Here is a 26,648-nt window from a genome sequence, read left to right on the forward strand (position 1 = left end):
GGTGCTGGGGAGCGGCGGCTTTGGTTTGCGCCTAGTGCTCGATACCGGCCCGGGCCGCCTTGGGGAGCAGGAAGCCGGCGGCGAAGGCGAGGACGATCCCGCCGATCGTGGCCAGTAGGGCGGTCTGGGTGCCGTCGAGGGAGTTCAGGGCCCGGTGGGCGGCGTCCGCGTGGGCGACCTTGCCCATGAAGATGGTGCCGATGACGGCGATGCCGAGCGCGATGCCGACCTGCTCGAACGAGCCCAGCATGCCGGTGGCGGAGCCGACCTCGTCGTCCCGGACGCCGCTCAGGATGATGTCGAACAGCGGGACGAAGACCATGCCCATCCCGATCCCGCCGACCAGGGTCGGGACGGCGATGTCCCACTGGTCGACGTTCAGGCCGGTGAGGCTGAGGACGGCGTACGTTCCGGCCAGGCCGACCGCCATCAGGGCGAGGCCGATGTGCAGCAGCTTGCGGCCGAACTTCTGCATCGTCATCCCGGAGATCGCCGAGCCGACCAGCGCGCCGAGGGCCCAGGGCGCCATCGCCAGGCTGGCGTGGATCGGGGTGTAGCCGAGGCCGACCTGGAGGAACATCCCGAGGACGAAGGTGCCGGCCATCGCGCCGAAGAAGACCACCGCGAAGAACACGCCGGACAGGTACGGGCGGCTCTTCAGCAGCCGGGGCTCGATCAGCGAGGTGAGGCCGCGGCCGGAGCGACGGGCCTGGTGGACGCCGAAGATCGCCAGGATGGGCAGCGACGCGACCAGCAGCAGCTTCGACCACAGCGGCCAGCCGATCTCGTGGCCCTGGACCAGCGGGTAGACCAGGGCGACCAGGCCGGCGGTGGCGATCAGCAGGCCGGTGACGTCGAGCGAGACCTTCTTGGCGGCGGGCTTGGTGTCCGGCAGGTGCTTGGCGGCGACGACGAAGGTGAAGATGCCAACCGGGATGTTGACCAGGAAGATCGAGCGCCAGCCGGTGCCGAACAGGTTCAGGTCGAGCAGCGTGCCGCCGATGATCGGGCCGAGGACCGCGCTCAGCCCCATGATCGGGCCGAAGAACCCGAAGGCCTTCGTCCGCTCGTCGGGCTCGAACAGGTCCCGGACGAGGCCGAAGCCCTGGGGCAGCATCACCGCGGCGAACGCGCCCTGCAGGACCCGGGAGGCGATCAGCATCTCCGGCGAGATCGCGAGACCGCAGAGCAGCGACATCACGGTGAAGCCGGCGACGCCGATCAGCAGCGCGTTCTTGCGGCCGACCAGGTCGCCGAGGCGGCCGCCGACCAGCAGCAGGACGGCCAGCGCCATCGTGTACCCGGCCGCCATCCACTGCAGGCTGGCGTAGGAGCCGCCGAGGTCGGCCCGGATCGCCGGGGCGGCGACGTTCATCACGGTCGAGTCGAGCAGGTCCATGACGGCCGCGGTCATGACGGCGGAGAAGGCCAGCCAGCGCTTGCGGAGCCGCCGGGGCGCGGCGGTGGCGCTGCTGAGGGGGAGTGCTGCGACTGCGGTCATCTTCGGCTCCAGTTTCAAACGGAACGAACTGTTCTGTTCCAAACTTTAGCGGAACGGATCATTCCGTTCAAGTGCTAATCTGGGTGACATGACAGCAGCACTGAGTGGCCGCAAGGCGCAGGCGGCCCGAAATGACGAAGTGATCCTGGCCGCGGCCCGGGCGGTCTTCATCGCCGATCCCGGTGCGCCGATCTCCGCGGTCGCCGAACAGGCCGGCGTCGGCATCAGCGCCCTCTACCGCCGCTACGCCAGCAAGGAGGAGCTGCTCCGCAAGCTCTGCAGCGACGGCCTCAAGACCTATATCGCCGTCTCCGAACGCGCCCTGGCCGACGATCGCGACCCCTGGACGGCGTACACGGCGTACGTCGCCGCCCTCGTCGACGCCGACACCAACTCCCTCACCGCCCGCCTGGCCGGCACCTTCACCCCCACCCCCGAGCTCTACGAGTTGGCCATCCACGCCGAGTCCCTCGACCGCGCCATCTACGCCCGCACCGCCCCCCACCTCCGCGACGGCATCGTCGTCGAAGACCTCGCCGTCATCCTCGAACAACTCACCTCCATCCGCCTCGGCGACGACCACCGCACCACCCAACTCCGCCACCGCTACCTGACCCTCATGCTGGAGGCCATCCACCGCCCCACCAACCAATCCGGCGGCGAGCTCCCCGGCCCGCCGCCTACCGTCCAAGAACTGACCGACCGCTGGCGCACCTGAGCCGACGGCCGGAATACTGACCCGACCGCGCGCCGCCAGGAGCGCACGAAGGTCTGAGGTGGGCGAATGACGACAGCTGTACGACGGCTCGCGGCCGCCGCTGTGGCGACGTTGACACTGATCGGCGGTCTGGCAGCCGGCGCGCAATCGTCGTTCGCGGACTCGACCTGCACCGGCTACGGCACCGGTGCCCTGGTCTCGGCCAACTACATCAAGAACGTCAGCACACAAAAGAACGTCGGATCAGTTCAGCTCTGCTCGCGATGGATCGCCGACGAGGAGAAGTACGTCGTGTGGACCTGGGTCACGCTCTACTTCGACATGAGCGCGGGCCAGTCCGCCAACGGAAAGATGACCTTGCGCTACGGGAACGGCGCGCCCGATGAGATCAGGTACTGCACCACCAGAGATGGGGCCTACCCCGGAACCGGACTGATTGTCGGCGGAACCGGCGATCGCACCTGTGCGAGTGGCGGTGCGAGGCACTGGAGCCCCCACGACTTTGCCAGCGCAGAGGCTTACGTCTTCAATTCCGCCGGGCAGGCAATCGCCGGTGGGACGACCGGCCTGCGACCGCTGTACTGATGCTCGCGCGGCGCTTGCAGGCGGTGCTTGACTCGCTGGTTTCGGCTGGTGCGGCTGGGGTTTTGCTGCATTACAGCGATGGCGAGGGGGCTTGGTCCGGCTCGGCGGGGGTGGCTGAGTTGGGGACGGGGCGGGCGGTGGATCCGGAGGGGTGTTTTCGGGTTGGGAGTATTACGAAGACGTTCACGGCGACCGTCGTCCTGCAGTTGGTGGGGGAGGGCGTGCTGGGGTTGGACGACTCGGTGGAGCGGTGGTTGCCGGGGATGATCCCGGCCGGTGCGGGCATTACGTTGCAGCATCTGCTCAACCACAGCAGTGGGTTGTACAACTACACGAACGACCTGCCGGACGCGGCCGGGATCGTGCGGGATCGCTTCGTGCACTGGGATCCGGCTCGCGCGGTGGAGATCGCCGTCCGCTATCCAGTCGTCTTCAAGCCTGGTACGGCGTGGTCGTACTCGAATACCAACTACACGTTGCTCGGTCTGATCATCGAAGCTGCCACTGGGCGCAGCTACGAAGCCGAGGTCGAGGCGCGGATCCTCAAACCCCTTGCCCTCAACAACACCTACCTGCCCGGCGATGCCACCACGCTTCCCGAGCCACACGCGCACGCCTACCTTGCCGTCGGCGACGACCTGACAGACACGGCCGAGGTCAACGTCTCCCAGGCCTGGGCCGCCGGCGCGCTGGTCTCCACCGCCCGCGACCTCAACACCTTCTACACCGCGCTTCTCGCAGGCTCACTCCTCCCCGAGGCCCAGCAACAGGCCCTCCTCACGACGGTCCCCACCGCCCCCAACGCGGACGCCGAATCGGTCGGCCCCGGCCTGTTCCGCCTGGTCCTCCCCACCGTCATTCTCTGGGGCCACACCGGCGGCATCTTCGGCTACGAGACCTGGAGCTACCACTCCCTCGCCAACACCCACCACCTCACGCTCTCCCTCACCAACGCCGGCGCCCCCGTCCCGGAAACCGCTCCCCTCTTCCGCCAACTCCTCGGCTAACCCCGCAGCCAGCTCTCGGCTGCGCCTTCGATCCACCGCGCGAGATCCGGTACGTCGTCGAACGTGTAGAGCGAGTACGGCGGACACCCCTCCAGCGGCGTGACGTCGTCGAAGCTGTGGTCCGGCGCGAACAACAGCAACCGCCCACCCGCCCGCGGCGCCAACGTCAGATTCCCGTTCGCCTCGACCCCGACCACGTAGTACAGCTCGGGATCGATCGGCACCGCTATCCCCGCCCGCTCCCAAATCCACCCGTAGTCGGTCAGCGGCTTTATGACCGGAAGCCGCGCCGCCTCAGCCGTCAACACGTCAATCTGGTTCTGCCACTTCGACGCGGGCTCGCCGAACCGCTCGACAATCCCCCCACAAACCTTCGCGAACGCCGCGTGCACCGGGTCGACATCCGCATCCCACTCCCCACCAGCCGGCTTCGCCAACCACCCTCGCCGCGCCCCCGCCGTCCCCCACCCCAACACCTCGTACGCCGTCCCACCGACAACCACCGGCGTAACCCGAGCCGCCCCCAACAACTCCGAAACCCGAGGCAGCCCAGCCACCTCTCCCCGCCCCCACCCGCGAGTCTCCCCGACCACCACCCCCTGCCCGCGCTCCACAAACCAAGGCACCTCACTCAGAAACCGCTCCCAGTCCTCCATCCCCGAAGTCTCTCGGAGGAGTAGGTGCAGCCACCTGCCGTTCGGGACGCGGGGATGCGTCTTCTGTTTCTTCACGCTCTGTAAGTTTTCGGTGCTGGGGGGTGACAGGGGTGGGGTGGGTGGTGACAATTGGCGGTCATGGGTGAGGTGGCGATGGCGGGGGAGCTGGCTGCCCGGATTGCTGCTGCGATGACGTTGGCGCAGTCGGGTGGGCATGCGAGTGCGGCGGTCGAGGTGGAGGCGTTGCGGGGGGTTCTGGGTGGGGTGGCCAGTTATGAGTTGGCCGCGGTGGAGTATGTGCGGGGTGTGGCTGCGCATCATGCGAGTGATGCAGATGAGGCGTTGCGGGCTGTTGATGCGTTGGTGGAGGTTGCCAAGGCGATCGAGGAGCCTGGGTGGGAGGCCAACGCGCTGCCGATCCGGATCATCAATCTGGCGCGGAGCGGGCGGGGTGGGGACACGGTCAGCGATCTGGTGGCGGCTGAGTTCGCGCTGAGCCGGACGACGGACGCCGGGCTGGTGGCTTGGGCGCATACCGGGCTGGGATACGCGTACGACGTCCTGCGGTTGTTCGAGTTGTGCATTCCGCATTACGAGCGGGCCGCGGAGCTCGAGGACGACGTGTTCGAGCTGGCCGAGTCGACGGCGATCGATCGGCTGAACCTGGCGGAGACGCATCTGCGCTGGGCACACGAGTTGGAGCGGCTCGGGGATCCCTTGTATACAAGCGAGATCCGGGAGCGGCTGGCGTCGGCGGCGTACTGGGCGCAGGCGGCCGAGCTGGTGATCGTGGACGACGAGAGCCAGGAGTTCTGGCGGTTGACGGCGCGGTTGTGGCTGGCCGCGGCGGCGATCGAGAACGATCCGGAGCAGGCGGCCGAGGATCTCGCGCAGCTGCGTGACGAGATCAGCAAGCTGGGCGAGACCGAGCGGCTGGCGATCGCGGGCGCTTATCTGGCGCGGGCGCTGGCGGCGAAGGGTGATCTGCCCGCGGCCCGGGCGGCCGCGGATCGGGCCGCGGCGGACTTGATTCCGCTGGCCGATCCGTCGACGCATGTGCTGGTGCTGCAGGTCCGGTCGGAGATCTCCGCGGCCAGCGATGAGCCGGGATCCGTTGCCGGGCTGGAGTATGCGCGCTCGGTGTCGCGCGGCTGGTGGAAGGAGCGTCAGCGGGCGCTGAACGCCGTCCGGCATGCGCTTGCCAGTCACGATCTCTCGGCGCGGCACGACGCGCAGTGGCATGCCGCGCGCCAGGATGCCTTGACCGGCGTCGGAAATCGGCGCGCGCTGGCCGAGCGGCTCGCCGCCGCGCGGGACTCCGGGCGCGCGGTCACCTTGCTGGCCATCGATGTCGACGACCTGAAAGTTGTCAACGACACCCATGGGCACGCCTGCGGGGACGAATTGCTGCAGGTTGTGGCCAATCTGCTGGTAGAACAGGCGCGAGCGACCGACGCCGTGATTCGATCGGGTGGTGACGAGTTCTTCGTCGTCCTCGATCAGCCGGATGCCAAGGGCGGCGCCCAGCTGGCCGAGCGGATCCGGCTCGCGGTGGCGACGGTCGCCGCGACGACCGGTAAGCCGTGGTTGCGGCGGCTGGGCCTGAGTATCGGGTACGCCGCGACGGCCGAAGGCGTCGGCGTCGACCAACTGGTCGCGACGGCGGACCGGCGGTTGTACGCCGACAAACGCCGGCACAAGTGAAGTAGGGAAAGGGAGATGGGTGCGCGAGACGTCGGGGGTGACGGCGCGGATCGCGGCGGCGATGACCAGGGCGCAGTCGGGGAGTCCGGCCGAGGCCGCTCTCGAAATCAATCGTTTGCTGGTCGAGCTCGGCGCGGAGCCGAGCCCGGAGCGGGCTGCCGCGGAGTACGTGCGGGCCGTCGCGGCCCATCACGCGACCGACGCGGTCGAGGCGCTGGACGCCGTCGACAGCTGTATCCGGGTCGCGCGGGCGATCGACGAGCCGGGCTGGGAGGCGAATGCGATCGCCATCCGGATCGTCACGCTGATCCGCACCGGCGAGGGCGGTGACTCGGTCGCCGACCTGGTCGCCGCCGAGAATGCGCTGTCCCGCACGCTCGACCGCGGGCTGGCCGGCTGGGCGCACACCGGCCTCGGCTACGCCTACGACCTGCTTCGCCTGTACGAGCTGTGCATTCCGCACTTCGAGCTCGCGGCCGAAGGCGACCACGTCCCGCTCGGGCTGGCCGAGGCACCCGCGATCAACCGGCTCAACCTGGCCGAGTCGAACCTGCGCTGGGCCCACGAGCTGGAGCGGTTGGGTGACACGTCGTACGCCGAGGAGATTCGCGAACGCCGCGAGGCCGCGCACCGCTGGGCCGGAGCCGCGGTCGATGTGATCGTCGCGGCCGACCTGCTCGGGTACTGGCCGATCGCCGGCCGGATGTGGCTGGCCGCAAGTAATGACGATGCGGACGCCGCCGAGGCGGCTGTCGTTCTGAAGGACTGCCGGGACCAGCTGGCCAAGCTGGGCGACCTGGAGCTCGCCTCTATCGCGGGCACGTACCTGGCCCGGGCGTACGGCGCGGTCGGGCGGCTCGACGATGCGGTCGAGGCTGCCCAGCGGGCGGGGAGCGACCTGCCGCCGACGTCCGATCCGCCAGTGGAGGCGCTGGTGCGGCACACCGCCGTCCAGATCGCTGCGGAGGCTGGGGACCTCGGCGCGGTGACCGGGCTGCAGTATGCGCGGGCGATCTCCCGTGGCTGGTGGGCTGAGCGGTTGCGTGGGCTGTACGCCGTCCAGACTGCGCTGGCGAACCATGAGCTCTCCATCCGGCATGACGCCGAGTGGCGGGCCGCCCGGGAGGACCCGCTGACCGGGGTGGGGAACCGGCGGGCGCTGGACGAGCGCATGTCGCTGGCGCACGACGGTGGCCGGTCGATCGCGGTGGTGGCGATCGACGTCGACAATCTGAAGGTCATCAACGACAGCTACGGGCATGCGTGCGGTGATGAGGTGCTGCGGCGGGTCGGGCAGCTGCTGCGTGAGCAGAGCCGTGCCGAGGACGTCGTTGCGCGCGCGGGTGGTGACGAGTTCGTCGTCGTCCTCGACAACCCGGACGAGCGCGGTGCGCGCGAGCTGGTCGAGCGGATCAAGACGGCGGCCGAGCGGTTCGCCAGTGTCGCCGTCGATCCGTGGTTCGAGATGCTGCGGCTCAGCGTCGGTCAGGCGAGCAGTCTGGACGGGACGCCGGTCGGCGAGCTGCTCACGGTCGCCGATCAGCGCATGTACGCCGAGAAGCGGCGCCGCCGTCAGTAGTCCAGGAAGCCTTCTACGACAAGGTTTCTGACCTGCGGCAGGTATTCCGAGAGGACGTCGACGACCGGACGGTCGAGGAGCTCGGCCAGCGCGGCGAGGATCTGGCCGACGCTGAGGTCGCCGTCGCAGGCGCCGACGAAGCCGGCCAGCACGGTGTCGACCTGCTCGGCCCGGCGCATACCGCGCTGGCGGCGCAGCACGATGGCGGCCGGGTCCTCCGCGCCTGGCTGACCGCTGGTCTCCTGGATGACGTCGTCCGCGACGACCAGGTGTAGCGCGGTCAGATCGGCGGGGAGACCTTCACGGCGCTCGAACCGGCGCAGTACGTGCGGTCCGATCGGACGCTCGATCTCGTACGGCCACTCCTCGGCCTCCAGCTCGCCGGGGACGTTGTGCAAGCTGATCCAGCCCATGCCGATCGCCTCCACATTCTGCTCGGCGAACCAACGCAGCCAGGCGTCGTACCGGTCCTGGTACTCCGGTGTGCCGTGGAGACCGGCGTCCCGGAGCCAGAGCTCGACGTACTCGGAGGGGTCGAGCTGCTCGCGCTGCACGGCCCAGGCGGCGCGGTCGCCCGTCCAGGAGGCGATGCGGTCGCGCCAGTCCTCGCCGCGCACGCAGGTCCAGTTGGCGAGCAGCTGGAGCCAGCCGCCGTCGGTCAGGTGCTGTGGGGCGTTTCTGATCAGCTGCGCGACCACGCTGTCGCCGGTGAAGCTCGTCTCGCGGTAGGTGAGCTGGGAGTCGGGCGGAGAGATCACGTACGGCGGGTTGCTCACGATCAGGTCGAAGCGCTCACCGGTGACCGGCTCGTACAGGCTGCCGTTGCGGACGTCGAGGTCGATCCGGTTCAGCGCGGCGGTGGCGCGGGCCAGCTCCAGAGCGCGGGGGTTGACGTCGGTCGCGACGACCTGGTTGACGCGGTTCGCGAGGTGGAGCGACTGGATGCCGCAGCCGGTGCCGACGTCCAGCGCGCGCTCGGCCTTGATCGGCACGGTTAGGTGCACCAGGCTCAAACTCGCCGGCGCGATCCCCAGCACATAGTCGTCCCGCATCTGCTCCCGGCGTCCGTCCAGCCCGGGCGTCAGATCCGCAACCACCCACCACGCCTGCTCATCCTCGGCGAAGGGTCGCACGTCCACCAGCGCCCGACCGGCCGCGACGATGCCCAGCGCATCCAGATCAACCCCCGGAAACGCCTTGTGGACAAGCTCTTCCGGCACCTCACGCTGCAACAGGAACAGCCGGATCATCGTGTCCAGAGCATCCCCGCTCGCCGTCCGCCCGTACGCCGGCGTCGTCTCGTTCCGCGCCAACGCGGCATTCGCCCGCGGACCAAGCCGCTCGGCGACACCTTCGACGCTGTAGTTGGCCGCCTCGAACGCAGCCCGCAACCCCTCCACCACACTCCCCGTCAGCTCCACCCCCACATCCTCCCACCAGCCCCCACCACCTCGGCTCAGGTGAGGTGGTGGGGGTGGACTGGGGGTTAGGGGGTGCAGGTGAGTTTGGCGTCGGCCCAGTCGGCGTGGTCGGAGGTGGTGCCGTCGCCGGCGTCGGTGACTTGAAGGGTGAGGGTTTGGGCGTTGGTGACGTCGACGGAGACGGTGGCGGTGGGGGAGGCGCCGGTGAGGAGGTCCGAGGTGTAGCGCGCTACACCGTCCGTCAGCACCTTGAAGGAGACTTTGCCGCGGTCCTCCATTTCGTCGTCGACGCCGACCTTGGCGGTGAAGGTCTGACAGTTGCCGCCGAGGCGGACGGAGACTGCGGACGGTGCGTGAGCGCCCAGGCCCTTGGCGTAGACGACGCCGTCGAGGGTGAGCGGGTTGCCGTCGCCCGCGGCGTCCTCGTTGTTGCTGCGGTCGCGTTCGACCGGGCCCCAGCCGTTGGTGGCGTCGAGGAACTCCAGGTCGCTGACCCAGGCCTCGCCACGGGGTGCGGGTGGGAGGGGTTTGTCGGCGATGGTGGCGGCGAAGAAGCCGAGACCGCCGCCGGGGAGTTTGATCGCCCGCACGGTCTTGCCGGCCGTCAGGGGGACCGCGGTGTAGAAGACCCGGTAGTCGGTGGTGGTGTTCGCCAAGCCGGTCGGGGTGTAGCGCCCCTTCACCGAGGTGGCGAGTTTGGCGCCGCCGGTGGTCGGGTCCTGACAGCACCAGTTCGGCAGCTGGAAGGCGGCCTGCGATTGAGTGCCGTCGGTGTAGAGGACGGTGACCGAGCCGCGGGCGTTCAGGCCGGCGCCCGCGCCGAGGAGGGCGAGGTGCGAGCCGGTGCCGGAGACCAGGATCGGAGCCGACTGGTTCTTCACCAGGTTCGGCGTACCCGGGGCTCCGGTGGGCCAGGTGAACTTGGCGTCCTGGACGGTGACCGTCGCGCCGGGGGTGTACCCGGCCGCGGCGAGAGCTTCACCGTTGAAGCTGTTGCCCGACCCGTCGAAGTTGCCCTTGGCGTACGTCGAGGCGTCGGTGACGCCGACCGTGTTCGCGGCCTGGGAGAGCGACCCGTACGGCAGTTGCGCCGTCGCCGCCGTGGTATTCACATACTGCTTGCCGTGAGCAACATATTTCCCGGCCAGTGACAGCGTGAACGAGGCCGGCTGGACGTCGGCGCCCGGCGTCACCTGGAGCTTCGTCGTGACAGTCTGTCCCGCCCGGACCGACGCGAACGACTTCGCGCCGCTGACGGTCCACCCAGCGGGCAGCTGCAGGTCCAGGTTCACCGAGCGAACCGTGCTGTCCGTCCCGTTGCGGAAGGACGCCGTCACCTCGGTCGCCTGACCCGGCGCGTTCCACAGCGCAGGCGCTTCCAGCGAAGGCGTGCCGAACGTGCGTGCGACCTCCGGTCCGCCGACGGACGACGTACCGATCAGCCGGACGACGGCGCTCCGCGAGGTGGAGATCGACGCCGTACGGACCGAGACCACGCCGTCCTTGTAGTCCCAGTCCCGCACGACCCGGCCGTCGATGGTGACGACGCGCGGCGCGGAGCCGGTGTGGACGGTGAGTTCGTACGGCCGGGCGGCCGGCTTACCGGCGTACGAGCCGTTCAGCGAGCCGAGCCGGACGGTGACGTCGCCGCGCCCGTTGGTCGGGGCGTCGACGGCGAAGGTCTGCTGGGCCGATTTACCCGCCCGGGTCACCCGATCGTCCTCGAACAAGGTGAACGACGACTTGCCCTGCGGGTAGATGTCGACCGTCAACCGGTCGCCGAAGCGGTGCTCGGCCGCGGCGTTGATCCCCGCTTTCCACATCGGGACGACGGCACCCGCCTTCACGAACAGCGGGAGCGTGTCGAGCGGCGCGTGGTAGCCGTTGATCGTCGTCGGGCCCTGGTGGACCCGGCCGGTCCAGTAGTCGACCCAGCGGCCGGCCGGTAGGTAGATACCGTTCTTCACCTCGTCGGCGCCCCACATCGGCGCGACCAGGAACTCCTTACCAGCAAGGAATTCGTACTTCGTGGTGTCGTCCCAGGTCTTCGGGTCGTCGGGGTACTCGAGCACCAGCGAGCGGTTCAGCGGCGCGCCGGTCCGGTGCGCCTCGGCGGCGTACGTGTAGAAGTACGGCAGCAGGCGCTCGCGCAGCTTCAGATACTTGCGGTTGATCGAGGTGTACGGATCGCCGTACGCCCACGGCTGCTTGATCGCCGGGGTCGCCCAGCCGGACATCGTCATGAAGGCCGGGTTGAACACCTTCCACTGCATGTCCCGCACGTACGACGTCGCCGAGCCGCCGAAGATCCCGTCCACATCACCGGCGCTGTAAGCGATACCGGAGTTGCCGGAGCCGTGGATCGCCGGGATCTGCCACTTGATCGCGTCCAGCGAACCGCTGTGGTCGCCGGTCCACTGCACCGCGCACCGCTGCGCGCCGGCCCAGCCCTCGACCATCCACGCGAAGCCGCGGGCGTTGCTGTGCTGCTCGATGCCGCCGTGCGCGGTGTCGCACGCGGTCAGCGCCATCCGGTAGCCCGGGCCGACCCAGGCGACGTCCAGCTTCCGGACGCGGACGCCGGCTTCGCCGACCTCGGCGGGCTGCCGGTCCAGTGAAGACTGCGTCCACAGGCCCATCTCGATGTTGCGCTTGCGCAGTTCGTCACCGGTCTGCTTCAGCGGCGGGATCTCCCGCTTGCCCCACCAGGTGCCCTCGACCTGCTCGAACTCGGTGTTGTCGGAGTACCCGCAGCCGTAGTCGTCGTTGACGAGCATCCAGCCGCCGGGCATGTCCTCGTCCCGGAACCGCTGGGCGACCTTGACGGCGTCCAGCGTGGTGGTCTTGTCGGGGTTGACCTTCCAGTCGTTGCTCGGGTCCGGGTCCTTCGCGTAGTGACCGCGGTTGTAGCAGTCGGAGTCGCCGTACTCGAGGCCGTAGATCGGCGGCATGAAGGGCCGGCCGGTGAGCTCGGTGTAGCGGTCGAGCGAGGTCTTCAGGTCGGCGATGAAGAAGTAGGCGTCGAAGCGCTGCTCGTCGTGGGAGGTGACGGCCGGGCTGGTGAAGCTGTAGCTGCCCGGGCTGAACGTGTTCCGCAGGACGCCGTAACCCGCGGTGCTCATGTAGTACGGCGACGCGTTCGGGTTGCCGCCGTCCTCCCAGTTGAAGTCCTTGGAGATCTTGATCGTCTGGTCGCGATGCGAGAAGCGGCCGTTCTGCATGCCGCCGCCGAAGTACTGCTCGTTCGCGCCGCGGGCCAGCGACTGCGTGGTGGCGGTGCTGGTCCACGACAGCGGCGCGCTCTCGGCGAGGATCAGCCGGTTGCCGCGGTACACGGAGAACTTGAGCGGGGACTTCTGCGCCCGGACCTCGATCGCGCCGGTCGTCAGCGAGTAGTAGCTGCCGCGGTCCCGCCAGGACGTGCGCGGGGTGCCGTAGTCGGTCTTGGTGACGATGTTCGAGCCCTCGCCGGTGTTGGCCGGGTCGGTGAACTGACCGTCCGGCGCGAGCCAGAGCCGGAACACGTCGTCCTTCAGGAAGACCACGCGCACCTTCGCCGGACCGGCGCTGAGCGTGTACGTCGCGCGGTCGGCGGCGAAGCCGGTGACGTCGCCGAGGCTGGTCGCGGCGGCCGCGGGCTCGGCCTGGGCAGCGGCGCCAGTGCTCACCAAAGCGCCCGCTACCAAGGCAATGGCGACTACTGAACGTTTCATGCGGACAAAGATGCTCACTTGGCCTCACTTCACGCATCTATGAACAAGATGTGCACAGTGAAGCGCACCGCGGTCGTCTTGTCACCACGTCGGGCCGAGATCAAGTTGGAACGAGGTCGCCATCACAGGGTGAAAACGGCCGGTGACGATGAGTCGCATGGGGAACTCGAGTCACAGCAGTCACACCAGTCACGCACCGGCGAACCCGGGCCGCCGCCGGCTGCTCGCCGGTGGGCTGGCGGCCGGTGCGGTCGGGTTCGGGCTCGGGACGCCGGCCTGGGCGTCCCCGATGCCGCTGGATCCGGCCGACAGCACGCCGACCGCGTCCGCATCCCCCAGGCCCGCCGCGGCGTCCCCGAAGCCGGCCGCGGCGTCCCCGAAGGATCCGGACTTCCACCCGGTGAAGTTCCGGCTGCCGGAGCCCAGCGGCCGCAAATCGATCGGGACGACGTCCCTGCACCTGATCGACGCGAAGCGGCCGGACCCGCGGATGCCGAGCGGGCAGCGGGAGCTGATGATCACGCTCTGGTACCCGGCGACGATGATGGGCTCGAAGCGGCTCGCGAAGTACATGCCGGAGCGGACCGCCCGCGAGGTGGACGACGCCTGGACCGGCGAGTACGGCCTGGCGCTGCCCCCGGGCACCTTCGACTTCGCCAACACCGAGACCCACAGCCGCGTCAACGCCCCGATGCAGCCGCTCAAACACCCGATCGTGCTGTTCTCGCCCGGCTACCAGTACAGCCGGTTCGTGAACACCGCGCAGGCCGAGGACCTGGCCAGCCGGGGGTACGTCGTCGTCGCGATGGACCACACCCACGAGACCCCGACCGAATTCCCCGGCGGGCGCTTTCTTCCCGGGGTGCCGGCGTCCCAGCTGCCCGATCCGCTCTTCACCCGGCAAGCGGTGGAGACGCGCGTCGCCGACACCCGCTTCGTCCTCGACCAGCTCGAGAAACTCGCGGCCGGTCGCGACGTCGGCGCGAAGGGCAACAAGCTGCCGAAGGGGCTGGCCAGCGGCCTCGACGTCCGCCGGGTCGGCATGTTCGGTCTCGGCCTCGGCGGGTACGCGACCGCCGCCGCGATGTACGCCGACAAGCGGATCAGCACCGGCCTCGACCTGGACGGAACGCTCCAGGACGATCGCCGGCACGGCCCGGTCGCCGAGGTCGCGACGAAGGGGATGGACCGGCCGCTGCTGCTCTGGGCCTCGGACGAGACGCAGTTCGTCGACCCGAAGCAGGACACGTTCGACCTCTCCTGGGCCACCTTCTGGGCGGTGCAGAAGGGCGGCAAACTCAACCTGACGCTGAAGGGCGCCAAACAGAAGGCATTCACCGACTACCAGTTCGTCTTCGACCAGGTCTTCCGCGACATCTACGGCGACGACCCGATCATCAGCTCGGTGATGACCGCCCTCGTCGGCAAGGTCGACCCGGCCCGCAGCGTCCTCGCCCAGCGCGAGTACCTGGCGGCCTATTTCGACACCACCCTGCGCCGCCGGCCGGACTCCCTGCTCCGGCAGAACTCCCCGAAGTTCCCCGAAGTCCACGTTCAGTGGTGAATCCCACGTCCGTGGAGCGCGGCACCGCGGCGGCGTACCCTCTGAGGGCCCGCGACGCGCGGTAACAGAGGTTTTCGGATACTTTCTGAAACCCTGAGAGGGTCGGCGAGCGGGTGACCGGTTACCGTGCGTGGACGAGCGCGGAGGAAATCCGTTGTCGGCGGCCGTACTCTGTCCTCGGACGGACCGGTCGTGCCGGGGGAACACAATCCCCGGTCACGGGCGTTGACGGCCACAACGAGGAGCGGAAGGAGCACGGTGGCAGGGGCAGCAGGGACGAAGACGACGGCGGGAACCCGTCTGGTGATCGTCGAGTCGCCGAAGAAGGCGCGGATGATCGCCGGTTTCCTCGGGTCCGGGTACGTGGTGGAGTCCAGCTTCGGCCACATCCGGGACCTGCCGAAGGGCGCGGACGAGATCCCGGCGAAGTACAAGGGACTCCCGTGGGCCCGGCTCGGCGTGAACATCGAGGACCACTTCGATCCGCTGTACGTCGTACCGGCCGACAAGAAGGCCCAGATCCGCAAGCTGAAGGATCTGCTCAAGGACGCCGACGAACTCTTCCTGGCCACCGATGAGGACCGCGAGGGCGAGGCGATCGCCTGGCACCTGCTGGACGAGCTGAAGCCGAAGGTCCCGGTCAAGCGGATGGTCTTCCACGAGATCACCCCGAAGGCGATCCAGGACGCCGTCGGCGCCGCCCGCGACATCAACGAGTCGCTGGTCGACGCCCAGGAGGCGCGCCGGATCCTCGACCGGCTGTACGGCTACGAGGTCTCGCCGGTGCTCTGGAAGAAGGTCATGCCGAAGCTGTCGGCGGGCCGGGTGCAGTCGGTCGCGATCCGGATGGTGGTCGACCGCGAGCGGGAGCGGATCGCGTTCCGCAGCGCCTCGTACTGGGATCTCGACGCCACCCTGGACGCCGGCGAGAGCCGGACGCCGCGGCAGTTCCCGTCCCGGCTGGTCGCCGTCGACGGCGCCCGCGTCGCCCAGGGCCGCGACTTCGCCGCCACCGGTGAGCTGAAGAGCGCGAACACCGTCCACCTGAACGAGGCGACCGCGACCGCGCTGGCGACCGCGCTGGCCGACTCGCAGTTCACGGTCCGCTCGATCGAGTCCAAGCCGTACACCCGCAAGCCGTACGCGCCGTTCCGGACGACGACCCTGCAGCAGGAGGCCGGCCGCAAACTCGGCATGTCCGCCTCGCAGACGATGCAGATCGCCCAGCGGCTCTACGAGAACGGCAACATCACCTATATGCGTACCGACAGCGTCACGCTGTCGGACACCGCGATCACCGCGGCCCGGGCGCAGGTCCGAGAGCTGTACGGCGCGTCGTACCTGCCGGACAAGCCGCGCGTCTACACCTCCAAGGTGAAGAACGCCCAGGAGGCGCACGAGGCGATCCGGCCGGCCGGTGAGCACTTCCAGACCCCGGCGCAGACCGGCCTGTCCGGCGCCGAGTTCCGGCTCTACGAGCTGATCTGGATGCGCACGATCGCGTCCCAGATGAAGGACGCCGCCGGGAACAGCGTCTCGATCAAGATCGACGCGACGGCGGCCACCGGCGAGAAGGTCGACTTCACGTCGTCCGGCCGGGTGATCACCTTCCACGGCTTCCTGAAGGCGTACGTCGAGGGCGCGGACGACCCGTCCGCCGGGACGGACGATCAGGAGACCCGGCTGCCGGATGTCGCCGAGGGCGACGTACTGCCCGCGATCGAGGTGCTCGCCTCCGGTCACGAGACCAAGCCGCCGGCCCGGTTCACCGAGGCCACGCTGATCCGCGAGCTCGAAGAGCGCGAGATCGGCCGGCCGTCGACGTACGCCTCGATCATCGGGACCATCCAGGCCCGTGGGTACGTGTACAAGAAGGGCACGGCGCTGGTGCCGGCCTGGCTGGCGTTCGCCGTCGTCCGGCTGCTCGAGGAGCACTTCACCCGGCTCGTCGACTACACCTTCACCGCCTCGATGGAGGACATCCTCGACGAGGTTGCCGCCGGCAACCTGCAGCGCGAGGGCGTGCTCGGCCGGTTCTACTTCGGCGACGAGAACACCGAGGGCCTGCAGTCGATGGTCACCGATCTCGCCGATATCGACGCCCGCGAGATGTCGACGTTCCCGGTCGGGGACGGCGACAGCGGCGTCGTCGTCCGGGTCGGTCGCTACGGTCCGTACGTCGAGGGCAAGGACGAGCGGCGCGCCAACGTGCCGGAGGACCTCCCGCCGGACGAGCTGACCGTCGAGAAGGCGCTGGAGCTGCTGGAGCAGCCGTCCGGCGTCGAGCACGAGCTGGGCAACGCGCCGGACAGCGGGCTCAAGGTGGTCGCGAAGGCGGGCCGGTTCGGGCCGTACGTGACCGAGGTCCTGCCGGAGGATGCGCCGAAGGGCGCCAAACCGCGGACGGGCTCGCTGCTGAAGTCGATGCAGCTGGACACCATCGACCTCGACGACGCGATGAAGTTGCTGTCGCTGCCGCGGGTCGTCGGCAAGGACCCGGAGTCCGGTGACGAGATCACCGCGCAGAACGGCCGCTACGGGCCGTACCTGAAGAAGGGCACCGACTCGCGGTCGCTGGCGACCGAGGAGCAGATGTTCGAGATCACGCTCGAGGAGGCTCTGAAGATCTACTCGGAGCCGAAACAGCGGGGTCGCCGGGCCGCCGCGCCGCCGCTCAAGGAGCTCGGCGAGGACCCGGAGTCCGGCAAGCCGGTGGTGGTGAAGGAGGGCCGCTTCGGTCCGTACGTCACCGACGGGGAGACCAACGCGACACTGCGCAAGGACGACTCGATCGAGTCGATCTCGCTGCTGCGCGCGGCCGAGCTGCTGGCCGACAAGCGGGCCCGCGGGCCGGTGAAGAAGACCGCGAAGAAGGCGCCGGCGAAGAAGGCCGCGGCGAAGAAGACGGCCGCCAAGAAGACGACCGCCGCGAAGAAGACGGCCGCCAAGAAGACCGCTGCGAAGAAGACCACCGCCAAGAAGACGGCTGCGAAGAAGTCCTAGGGGGCGCGCGTGACGAGTGCTGTCGAAGTCACGGCCCAGCGGTTGCGGGACCGGGGTGAGCGGGTCACCCCGGCCCGGCTCGCGGTCGTCGAGGTGCTCGCCGGGACGGAGGAGCACCTGAGCGCGGAGCAGATCGGCGAGCGGGCCGAGCAGCTCCGGCCGGGGATCCACCGGGCCACCGTCTACCGGGCGCTCGACGCGCTCGGCGAGTTCGGGCTCGTCACGCACGTCCACCTCGGCCGCGCCGGGACGACGTACCACCTGGCGGGCGACCTGGCCCCGCGGCACCTGCACCTGCGCTGCGGCCAGTGCGGGACGGTGTACGACGCGCCCGGCGACATCCTGGAGTCGGCGCGGAAGAAGGTCGCGCGCGAGCTCGGCTTCCAGCTCGCACCCGAGCAGGTCGCGCTCGTCGGCGTGTGCAAGGAGTGTCGGGCCTGATTCGCCCTGTCCATACTTGTTGACGAGTGTGGATTTTTGAACAAGTCCGGGCTTAAAGTCAGGACTTGTGACGGATGACCTGAGCTATGTCGAGGACTTCGCCCCCGGTGAGAACGTGCTGCCGGCGCGGGCTTGGCTGGATGACGACACCGAGCGCGTCCCGCTCGGTGGGGACTGGAGTTTCCGGCTGTCGCCGAGTGTCGCCGACGCGCCGGACGACCTGAAGGATCCGGACACGTCCGGCTGGGACACGCTCGCGGTGCCGGGCCACTGGCAGCTCGCCGGGTACGGCGCTCCGGCGTACACGAATATCGATTACCCGTTCCCGCTCGACCCGCCGTACGTGCCGACGGACAACCCGACCGGGGACTACGTCCGGACGGTCGCCGTCCCGGCGTCGTTCGCCGGGGCCCGGGTGGTACTGCGGTTCGAGGGCGTCGACTCGCGGTTCAAGGTCTACGTGAACGGTTCGGCGGTCGGCTGGTCGTCCGGGAGCCGGTTGCCGAGTGAGTTCGACGTGACGTCGCTGGTGACGCCGGGGTCCGAGGCGCGGATCGCCGTCCGGGTCCATCAGTGGTCGGCCGGGTCGTACGTCGAGGACCAGGACATGTGGTGGCTGTCCGGGATCTTCCGCGAGGTGAACCTGCTCGCCCTGCGGCCGGAGGCTGCGACCGACGTCTTCGTGCACTCGTCGTACGCCGATGGCGTCGGCACGCTGCGCGTCGATGCGGACGTCGCGGGGACGGTCGTCGTACCGGAGCTGGGCCTGGAGACGCCGACCGGCGTCGAGGTGACCGCGCCGGTCGAGCCGTGGAGCGCCGAGGCGCCGCGGTTGTACGACGGCGTGCTGCGGACGGCCGGTGGTGAGGTGAAGCTGCGGATCGGCTTCCGGACGGTCGCGATCGCGGACGGCGTCCTGACCGTGAACGGGAACCGGGTGCTGTTCAACGGGGTGAACCGACACGAGTTCCACCCCGACCGCGGGCGGGCGCTGACCGAGCAGGACATGCTGGACGACGTCCTGATCATGAAGCGGGCCGGGATCAACGCCGTCCGCACCAGCCACTACCCGCCGCACCCGCACTTCCTGTCGCTGTGCGACGAGTACGGCCTGTACGTCGTCGACGAGTGTGACCTGGAGACGCACGGGTTCGGCTACGAGCCCGAGCCGCCGAACCTGCCGAACCCGGTGATGGACCCGCGCTGGCGCGTCGACCTGGTGACCCGGATGCAGCGGATGATCCAGCGGGACAAGAACCACCCGTCGATCGTGATCTGGTCCCTCGGCAACGAGTGCGGGATGGGCGAGAACCTGAAGGCGATGTACGACGCCGCCAAGGAGCTCGACCCGTCGCGGCCGGTGCACTACGAGCGCGACCTCGAGGCCGAGTTCGTCGACATCTACTCGCGGATGTACACCGATCCGGCCGGTTGCGCGGAGATCGGCGCGGACGCCTCGAAGTACCGGAACCTGCCCTTCATCCTCTGCGAGTACGGCCACGCGATGGGTAACGGGCCGGGCGGGCTGCTCGACTACCGCGACGTCTTCGACAAGTACCCGCGCTGCCAGGGCGGCTTCATCTGGGAGTTCATCGACCACGGCCTGCGCACCACGATCGACGGCCGCGAGGTCTACGCCTACGGCGGCGACTTCGGCGAGACCATCCATGACGGCAACTTCGTCTGCGACGGCCTGCTCTTCCCCGACCGGACGCCGTCCCCCGGCATGTACGAGTTCAGCAAGGTGATCGAACCGCTCCGCATAGTTGCCGATAGCAACGGTGGTGTCTCCGTCACCAGTCGCTACGAGGTTCTCGACACCAGCCATCTCACCTTCACCTACACGATCGACGTCGAAGGTGAGCAGATCGCCGCCGGCACTCTCGACGTCCCGTCCCTGGCCCCCGGCGCCACCGCCGAGCTGGCGATCCCCGCCGCCGACACGTCAGCACCCGAGACGTGGCTGACCATCACCGCGGCACTGACGGAAGCGACGAGCTGGGCCGAGGCCGGCCACCGCATCGCCTGGGGCCAACTCCGCCTCGACGAGCCGGCGGACGTCGCACCGGTCGCCGGTGGTTCACCCGCGGAGGTGACCGCGGGCGTGCGGGGGATCGCCTTTGGGGCGGTTGCCAATGCACGGGTCGAGGTTTGGCGGGCGCCGATCGACAACGACGCGCAGCCAGGGATTGTGGAGGGTTGGCGCGAGGAGGGGCTGCATCGGGTGCAGCATCGGGTTGTTTCGCAGGGGGAGCGGGACGGCGCGTACGAGGTCGTGACGCGGACGGCGCCGCCGGCTTTGCAGTGGGGATTGGTGAGTACGTGGCGGTGGACTGCGGTCGACGGCAGCGTGCAGCTCGACTTGAGTGTGGTGCCGGAGGGGCAGTTCCCGAAGGTGCTGCCGCGGTTGGGGATCGCGTTCGAACTGCCGAAGGTGCAGCGGGTCGAGTGGTTCGGGACCGGGCCGAACGAGGCGTACGTCGACACCCGCGAGGCCGCGGCCGTCGGTAAGTACTCGGCGACGGTGGCCGAGCTGCAGACGCCGTACGTGCGTCCGCAGGAGAACGGCCAGCGGATCGACACCCGCTGGGCCACCCTCGACGGCCTCCGAATCGATGCCGTAGGCACCCTTTTCGGCCTGACGGTCCGCGACTGGACCACCCACGACCTCGAAACCGCTACCCACACCGCCGACCTCGAGCCCGGCGACACCACCCACGTAACCCTCGACCTCGCCCAAACCGGCGTCGGCACCGCCGCCTGCGGCCCCGCCCTCCCCGAACGCGACCAACTGAAGACGGCCCCAGCCACCCTGTCGCTCCGCTTCACCCAGCAATAGACCCCTACCGACGAACGGGTAGTGGTGGGCTCCGCGCCGCTCGATCAGGTGGAGCGGGGCCGGCGCGGGCCGACTAATACCCGTTCGTCCGTACGGGTCAGATGGCGATGACCGGGCGGGTGGGCGGGCGGAACGTGGGGGCTTGGTAGGCCTGCCAGGCGGTGGTCAGGCGGCGGACCGACTCGGTGAGGGTCGCGGTCGGCGTGTGGAAGTGGAGGCGGATGTGGGTGGCGCTGGCGCCGGTGAGGTCGAGGCCGGCGCCGGGGAGGACGGCGATGCTGTGTCGGAGCGCGGTTTGGGCGAAGGAGTTGCCGTCGCCGTGCGGGAGCTGGATCCAGAGGACTTGGCCGCCTTGGATGCTCGGGTAGGTCCAGCTGGGGAGGTGCTGGGCCAGGAGCGCGGTCAGGTGGGCGTGGCGGGCTTGAAGTGTGGCGCCGACGTCCAGGGAATCCAGCTGGGGGACTAGGTGTGCGGCCGCTAGCTGGGCGGGGATGTTGCCGCCCAGGTCGTGGACGGCGCGGAGGCGGGCGAGGCGAGTGATGAAGGGCGCCGCAGCGCGGACCCAGCCGACCCGGAGACCGCCCCAGATGCTCTTGCTCAACGAGCCGACCGAGATGACTGACGACCCGTACGCCGCCAGCGGGGTCGGCCGCGGTTGCCCCGGGAACCCGAGGTCGGCCGGGACCTCATCCTCGATCAGCGGGACGTCGGCCGCGGCCGCGGCGCGTGCCAGCCGCTGCCGGTCCAAGCGTGGCAGCACCGCGCCAGTCGGGTTGTGGTACGTCGGAATCACATAAGCCAACGCCGGACGCCGCTCCCGACACACAGCCTCGAAGCCGGCCAACCCGACCGGCAGCCCCCGCAGTACGGCGCCCTCCTCCCGGAACACCTCCAATGCACCCGGAAACGTCGGCGCCTCCGCCAGCACCTGATCACCCGGCGAAACCAGCGCGTGCGCGAGTAGCGACAACGCCTGCTGCCCGCCGTTCGTCACCAGCACCTGCTCCGCAACCGTCGGTACGCCGAGCCGCGTGTACCGCTCCGCAATCGCTGCCCGCAGCGACAGGTGCCCGTACGGGTAGTACCCGATGTCGCCAGTGATCCGGCCCAGCTCCGGGATCATCCGCGCGTACGCCTCGGCCAGCTCCGGCGGTGGTTCGCCCGGCGCTGCGCAGATCGCAAGCAGGACGCCGTCGTCCCGCGTCTCCAGTGAGCCCAGGAAGATCGGATCGGCGGGCGCATCGTCGTCCGCGCCGGTCGGCGTCCCGGCGACGCGGGTGCCACTGCCCTGGCGGCGGGTGATCCGGCCCTCAGAACGCAGCAGATCGTACGCCGCGACGACCGTCGTCCGGCCGACCGCCAAAGCCTCGGCCAACGTGCGGTCAGGCGGTAGCAGGACGCCGGGCGGCAGCTCGCCGTCGTCGATCAGCTGTCGCATCCGGGCCGCGAGCAGCACGTACAGCGGGCCGCGGCCGGACGACCAGCGGCCGAGGCGATCGCACAACTCGATTGGTCTCATCGGCAAACCAATTCTGCCGGATTGGCTCTGGGACCGCCACCCTTCGGCCCAGACGATGAAGGACATGGCCACCTTTCCCGCGAACCCGCTGCAGTCCCTGTCCGAGATCCATCCGCGCTTCGACCTCGGCGAGAGTTACGGCCCCGAGCTCCGGCTGGCGGACCTGCTGACACCGGAGCTGAGCGACCTGCCGCTCGGCTACGGCACCGCGCAGGGCGACCCGGCGCTGCGAGCCGCGATCGCCGCGCAGTACGACGTCGAACCCGACCAGGTCGTGGTGACGATCGGCGCGCAGCACGCGATCTTCCTGCTGTCCTTCCTGCTCGCCGATCCCGGCAGCCAGGTCGTCACCACCGCGCCGCTGTTCCCCTTGGCCCGCAACGTCTGCGAGACGATCGGTGCGGACGTCCAGGTGGTCCCGTTGTCCTTCGACAGCGGCTACCAGATCCGGACGGACGACGTCCGCACGCGGCTCACCCCGGACACCAAGCTGGTCAGCCTGGCCAGCCCGCAGAACCCGTCCGGTGTCGCAGTCCCGCTCGCGGTACTGCAGGAGATCACCGCGGCGATGGCTGAGGTCTGCCCGGAGGCGGTGCTTCTGGTCGACGACACCTACCGGGTCGCGGCGTACGGCGATGACGCGGTCGCGCCGTCCGCGTTGGTCCTCGGACCGAAGGTGGTGGCCACGGCGTCGCTGTCGAAGTGTCACGGCTCCGCCGGGCTGCGGGTCGGCTGGGTGATCAGCACGGATCCCGAGCTCGTCGAGCGACTGACGACGGCCAAGTTCAGCACGGTGGTCAGCGGATCGCCGTTGACCGAGGCCCTCGCCGTCCGGGTGTTCGAGCTGCAGGAGGGGATCCTGGCCGAACGCCGCCAGCGGCTGGCCGACGGGCTCGCGACGACCGCGGACTGGGTGCGGGCCAACGCCGAGCTGGTCGAGTGGGTCCGGCCCGACGCCGGTGCCCTGTGCAGCATCCGGTTGCGGCCGCAGCTCGACCTCGATCGCTTCCGGAGTGCCGCGGCCGAGCTCGGCGTCCGGCTGGCCGACGGCGCCTGGTTCACCGACGAGCCGCGCGTCTTCCGGCTCGGCTTCGGCTACCCGCCCCCGGTCGAACTCAAGGCCGCGTTGGAGGCCCTGACCACCGCACTGCACAGAGCTGTCGTAGCACCCGACTAGTCTTGGCGGCGTGCCGGAGGTATATGACCCGTTGACCGACCCTGCACCGGCGCACGACGTGCGCGCGGTGCTGCGGATCCGGGCGTTCCGGCGGCTCTGGATCGCGTTCGGGCTGTCCAGCCTGGGCGACTGGATCGGGCTGCTGGCGCTGACCGCGATGGCGAAGTCCTTCGCTGGGGACGACTACCAGGCGGCGAACTTCGCCATCGGCGGCGTGCTGTTCCTGCGGGTGCTGCCCGCGCTGGTGATGGGCCCGGTGGCCGGCTGGATCGCCGATCGGCTGGACCGGCGCGCGACGATGATCGTCGGCGACCTGATCCGGGCGGCGTTCTTCGTCAGCATCCCGATCGTCGGCACCCTCACCTGGGTGCTGGTCGCGACCGTGCTGATCGAGATCGTCAGCCTGGTCTGGGGTCCGGCCAAGGACGCCAGCGTGCCGAACCTGGTGCCCCGGCACCGGCTCGAGGCGGCCAACCAGATCAGCCTGATCACGACCTACGGGACGGCGCTGCCGGCCGCCGCGATCTTCACCACGATCACGCTGATCTCGCATTTCGCCGGTGACTTCGCGATCGACCTGGCCGTCTACGTGAACGCCGCGACCTTCCTGATCTCCGGCCTGGCGATCGTGTCGGTGGCCGAGATCGGCAAGGCCGTCCACGAGCACGAGGAACACCCGACGCTGTGGCGGACGATGGTCGAGGGCTGGTCGTACGTGACCGGGACGCCGGTCGTCCGCGGGCTGGTGGTCGGGATCTCCGGCGCGTTCGCGGCCGGCGCGGTGGTGATCGGCCTCGGCCGGACGTACGTCGAGGATCTCGGCGCCGGCGATCCGGGGTACGGCGTCCTGTTCGGCGCGGTCTTCGGCGGGCTCGCGCTCGGGATGGGGTTCGCGCCGCGGATCTTCTCCGGCCTATCCCGGCGACGGTTGTTCGCGGCCGGTCTGGTCGGCTCCGGGATCTGTCTGGCCGGGCTCGCATTGATCCAGCAGCTGGAGATCGCGACGATGATCGCGATCCTGCTCGGTTTCAACGCGGGGGCGTCCTGGGTGTCCGGTTACACGCTGCTCGGGCTCGAGGTGCCGGACGCCGTTCGCGGCCGGACGTTCGCCTTCGTGCAGTCCGCCGTCCGTACGGTGCTGGCCGTGACGCTGGCGATCGCGCCGTTCGTCGCGGGCGCCATCGGCCGGAACACGTTCACGATCAGCGACCGCTCGGTCACCTACAACGGCGCCTCGATGACGATGCTGATCGCCGCGATCGTCGCCGGGGTGATCGGGTTGCTCGCCTGGCGGCAGATGGACGACCGGCCCGGCGTCCCGTTCTGGCGCGATCTGCGGCGCAGCTTCGGCAAGACGCCCGGCGTCTACCCGACGACCGGGTTGTTCATCGCGCTCGAAGGCGGTGAGGGCGCGGGCAAGTCGACGCAGTCCGCGCTGCTGGTCGGCTGGCTGCGGGAGCAGGGCCAGCAGGTGCTGCTGACCCGCGAGCCGGGCGCGACCGAGCTCGGGCAGAAGCTGCGGCAGATCGTCCTCGATCCCGCGACCGGCGACATCTCGCACCGGGCCGAGGCGCTGATCTACGCCGCCGACAAGGCCGAGCATGTCGACTCCGTCATCAAACCCGCGCTCAAGGCCGGCGCCGTCGTGATCACCGACCGGTACGTCGACTCCGCGCTCGCCTACCAGGGCTCGGGTCGCGATCTGGAGCTGTCCGACGTCGAGCGGGTGAACCGCTGGGCCACCGACGACCTCCGGCCGAACTTGACGATCCTGCTCGACCTGCCGCCGAAGAGCGGCCTCGGCCGCTTCGAGGAGCGGGACCGGATCGAGGCCCAGGCGCCCGACTTCCACGAGCGCGTCCGGACGGCGTTCCTGGAGCTGGCCGCCGCCGAGCCCCAGCACTACCTCGTCCTGGACGCCGCCCAGGACCGCGAGGCGATCGCCCAACAGATCCGCGCCCGCCTGACCCCCATTCTCCCGAAGGTGGCCAATGACGGTTTGGGATGACCTCGTCGGTCAGGAGCCGGCCGTCGCCGTCCTGCGGAAGGCAGTGGACGGCGCGGCCGCCGTGCTGCGCGGTGAGTCCGGCGCCGCGGTCGCGGGGATGACCCATGCGTGGCTGATCACCGGGCCGCCGGGCTCGGGCCGATCGAACGCGGGCCGGGCTTTCGCGGCCGCGCTGCAGTGCCCGGACAACGGCTGCGGCGAGTGCAACGACTGCCGGACGACGCTCAGCGGCGCCCATCCGGATGTGTCGCTGATCCGCACCGAGCTGCTGTCGATCCGGGTCAGCGAGATTCGCGAGCTGGTCCGCCGGGCGGCGATGAGCCCGACCCAGGGCCGCTGGCAGGTGATGGTCATCGAGGACGCCGACCGGCTCACCGAGCAGGCGGCCGATGCGCTGCTGAAGAGCATCGAGGAGCCCGCGCCGCGGACGGTCTGGGTGCTCTGCGCGCCGACCGTCGAGGACGTCGTCCCGACCATCCGCTCGCGTTGCCGGCTGCTCGTGCTGCGGACGCCGCCGGTGGCCGCGGTCGCGGAGATGCTGGTCGGCAAGCTCGGGATCGACGCGGAGCTGGCCGGGTTCGCCGCCCGCGCCGCGCAGGGTCACATCGGCCGGGCCCGCGCGCTGGCGCGGGACGAGGAGGTGCGGTCGCGGCGGGCGAAGGTGCTGGAGGTGCCGTTCGCGCTGCGCGATATCGGCGCCTGCCTGAAGGCTGCGCAGCAGCTCGTCGAAGCGGCCAAGACCGAGGCCAAGGCCAGCGCGGAGAAGGTCGACGAGAAGGAGCGGCTCGCCCTCGAGCAGGCGCTCGGCGTCGGCACCAAGGGCGCCCGGCCGCGGGAGGCCGGCGCCGCGATCAAAGAACTCGAGGACCAGCAGAAGGCGCGCGCCAAGCGCTGGGAACGCGATGTGCTCGACCGGTCACTGGTCGATCTGATGGCGCTCTACCGCGACGTCCTGGTCATCCAGACCCAGGCCGGCACCGAGCTGATCAACGGCGAGCTGAGCCGCCCGATCGAGCAGTTCGCCGCGCGGACGACACCCGAGCAGACGATCCACCGGATCGACGCGATCGCCGGCTGCCGGGAGGCGATCGAGACCAACGTCGCCCCGCTGATCGCACTGGAAGCGATGGCGATCTCACTCTTCGAAGGCTAGTTCAACCCGCGAGACGGCCGTCCGATGGCTGGGCGGCCGGTGTAACACCGGCGGCGATCC

Annotated in this window: 17 protein-coding genes; 12 read left to right on the forward strand and 5 right to left on the reverse strand. The window is 69.7% G+C overall.

From position 1 onward, the window contains the following. Nucleotides 1-31: 31 nt before the first annotated feature. Nucleotides 32-1,501, reverse strand: a complete 1,470-nt coding sequence (locus ACZ6ZD_RS11150) for an MFS transporter (protein WP_465670711.1) — start codon at nt 1,499-1,501, stop codon at nt 32-34. 88 nt (nt 1,502-1,589) lie between these two features. Here ACZ6ZD_RS11150 and ACZ6ZD_RS11155 point away from each other — a divergent pair, with 88 nt between their 5' ends. From ACZ6ZD_RS11155 to ACZ6ZD_RS11165, 3 genes are all read left to right on the forward strand, one after another. Beyond that, entirely contained in the window at nt 1,590-2,219 is a 630-nt protein-coding gene (locus tag ACZ6ZD_RS11155; protein ID WP_465670713.1) for a TetR/AcrR family transcriptional regulator, read from the forward strand. A 66-nt stretch (nt 2,220-2,285) separates the two neighbouring features. Next, the gene (locus ACZ6ZD_RS11160) at nt 2,286-2,804 is read left to right on the forward strand and encodes a hypothetical protein (protein ID WP_465670715.1); all 519 of its coding nucleotides are present in this window, start codon (nt 2,286-2,288) and stop codon (nt 2,802-2,804) included. Next, nucleotides 2,804-3,811 (forward strand): serine hydrolase domain-containing protein, encoded by a 1,008-nt coding sequence (locus ACZ6ZD_RS11165; protein ID WP_465670718.1) that lies wholly within the window; start codon nt 2,804-2,806, stop codon nt 3,809-3,811. The genes ACZ6ZD_RS11160 and ACZ6ZD_RS11165 overlap by 1 nt, the downstream gene beginning before the upstream one ends. Here the strand turns inward: ACZ6ZD_RS11165 and ACZ6ZD_RS11170 are convergent. Beyond that, nucleotides 3,808-4,368 (reverse strand): hypothetical protein, encoded by a 561-nt coding sequence (locus ACZ6ZD_RS11170; RefSeq protein WP_465670720.1) that lies wholly within the window; start codon nt 4,366-4,368, stop codon nt 3,808-3,810. The two genes, ACZ6ZD_RS11165 and ACZ6ZD_RS11170, sit on opposite strands and share 4 nt — an antisense overlap. 237 nt (nt 4,369-4,605) lie before the next feature. On the opposite strand from ACZ6ZD_RS11170, the gene ACZ6ZD_RS11175 reads away from it, so the two are divergent. Both ACZ6ZD_RS11175 and ACZ6ZD_RS11180 read left to right on the forward strand, forming a co-directional pair. Continuing rightward, nucleotides 4,606-6,171: a GGDEF domain-containing protein gene (locus ACZ6ZD_RS11175; protein WP_465670722.1), complete on the forward strand. Its 1,566-nt coding sequence runs from the start codon at nt 4,606-4,608 to the stop codon at nt 6,169-6,171. A gap of 19 nt (nt 6,172-6,190) precedes the next feature. Beyond that, complete coding sequence (locus ACZ6ZD_RS11180; protein WP_465670724.1) at nt 6,191-7,750, forward strand: GGDEF domain-containing protein; 1,560 nt, start codon at nt 6,191-6,193, stop codon at nt 7,748-7,750. On the opposite strand, the gene ACZ6ZD_RS11185 is transcribed toward ACZ6ZD_RS11180, so the two are convergent. Both ACZ6ZD_RS11185 and ACZ6ZD_RS11190 read right to left on the reverse strand, forming a co-directional pair. After that, nucleotides 7,744-9,171 (reverse strand): DUF7059 domain-containing protein, encoded by a 1,428-nt coding sequence (locus ACZ6ZD_RS11185; protein WP_465670726.1) that lies wholly within the window; start codon nt 9,169-9,171, stop codon nt 7,744-7,746. The two genes, ACZ6ZD_RS11180 and ACZ6ZD_RS11185, sit on opposite strands and share 7 nt — an antisense overlap. Before the next feature lie 65 nt (nt 9,172-9,236). Further along, nucleotides 9,237-12,884 (reverse strand): NPCBM/NEW2 domain-containing protein, encoded by a 3,648-nt coding sequence (locus ACZ6ZD_RS11190; protein ID WP_465670728.1) that lies wholly within the window; start codon nt 12,882-12,884, stop codon nt 9,237-9,239. Nucleotides 12,885-13,041: 157 nt separating this feature from the next. Here ACZ6ZD_RS11190 and ACZ6ZD_RS11195 point away from each other — a divergent pair, with 157 nt between their 5' ends. From ACZ6ZD_RS11195 to ACZ6ZD_RS11210, 4 genes are all read left to right on the forward strand, one after another. Then, nucleotides 13,042-14,448: an alpha/beta hydrolase family protein gene (locus ACZ6ZD_RS11195; protein WP_465670730.1), complete on the forward strand. Its 1,407-nt coding sequence runs from the start codon at nt 13,042-13,044 to the stop codon at nt 14,446-14,448. Nucleotides 14,449-14,706: 258 nt separating this feature from the next. After that, entirely contained in the window at nt 14,707-17,451 is a 2,745-nt protein-coding gene (gene topA / locus ACZ6ZD_RS11200) for a type I DNA topoisomerase (RefSeq protein WP_465670732.1), read from the forward strand. A gap of 9 nt (nt 17,452-17,460) precedes the next feature. Beyond that, nucleotides 17,461-17,892, forward strand: a complete 432-nt coding sequence (locus ACZ6ZD_RS11205; RefSeq protein ID WP_171678340.1) for a transcriptional repressor — start codon at nt 17,461-17,463, stop codon at nt 17,890-17,892. 67 nt (nt 17,893-17,959) lie between these two features. Next, nucleotides 17,960-20,731, forward strand: a complete 2,772-nt coding sequence (locus tag ACZ6ZD_RS11210; protein ID WP_465670734.1) for a glycoside hydrolase family 2 TIM barrel-domain containing protein — start codon at nt 17,960-17,962, stop codon at nt 20,729-20,731. A gap of 97 nt (nt 20,732-20,828) precedes the next feature. On the opposite strand, the gene ACZ6ZD_RS11215 is transcribed toward ACZ6ZD_RS11210, so the two are convergent. Next, nucleotides 20,829-22,250: an aminotransferase-like domain-containing protein gene (locus ACZ6ZD_RS11215; RefSeq protein ID WP_465670736.1), complete on the reverse strand. Its 1,422-nt coding sequence runs from the start codon at nt 22,248-22,250 to the stop codon at nt 20,829-20,831. Nucleotides 22,251-22,314: 64 nt separating this feature from the next. Between ACZ6ZD_RS11215 and ACZ6ZD_RS11220 the strand changes: the two genes are divergently transcribed. The 3 genes from ACZ6ZD_RS11220 to ACZ6ZD_RS11230 are packed head-to-tail and all read left to right on the forward strand — an operon-like array spanning nt 22,315 to nt 26,588. Further along, a complete protein-coding gene (locus tag ACZ6ZD_RS11220; RefSeq protein ID WP_465670738.1) occupies nt 22,315-23,427 on the forward strand; it encodes a pyridoxal phosphate-dependent aminotransferase in 1,113 nt (370 codons plus the stop codon). Nucleotides 23,428-23,437: 10 nt separating this feature from the next. After that, nucleotides 23,438-25,435, forward strand: coding sequence for a dTMP kinase (gene tmk / locus ACZ6ZD_RS11225; protein WP_465670740.1), 1,998 nt, complete (start codon nt 23,438-23,440; stop codon nt 25,433-25,435). Beyond that, on the forward strand, nt 25,419-26,588 hold the full coding sequence (locus ACZ6ZD_RS11230; protein ID WP_465670742.1) for a DNA polymerase III subunit delta': 1,170 nt from the start codon (nt 25,419-25,421) through the stop codon (nt 26,586-26,588). The genes tmk and ACZ6ZD_RS11230 overlap by 17 nt, the downstream gene beginning before the upstream one ends. Nucleotides 26,589-26,648 lie beyond the last annotated feature (60 nt).

This window comes from Kribbella sp. NPDC104218, from assembly GCF_055584105.1.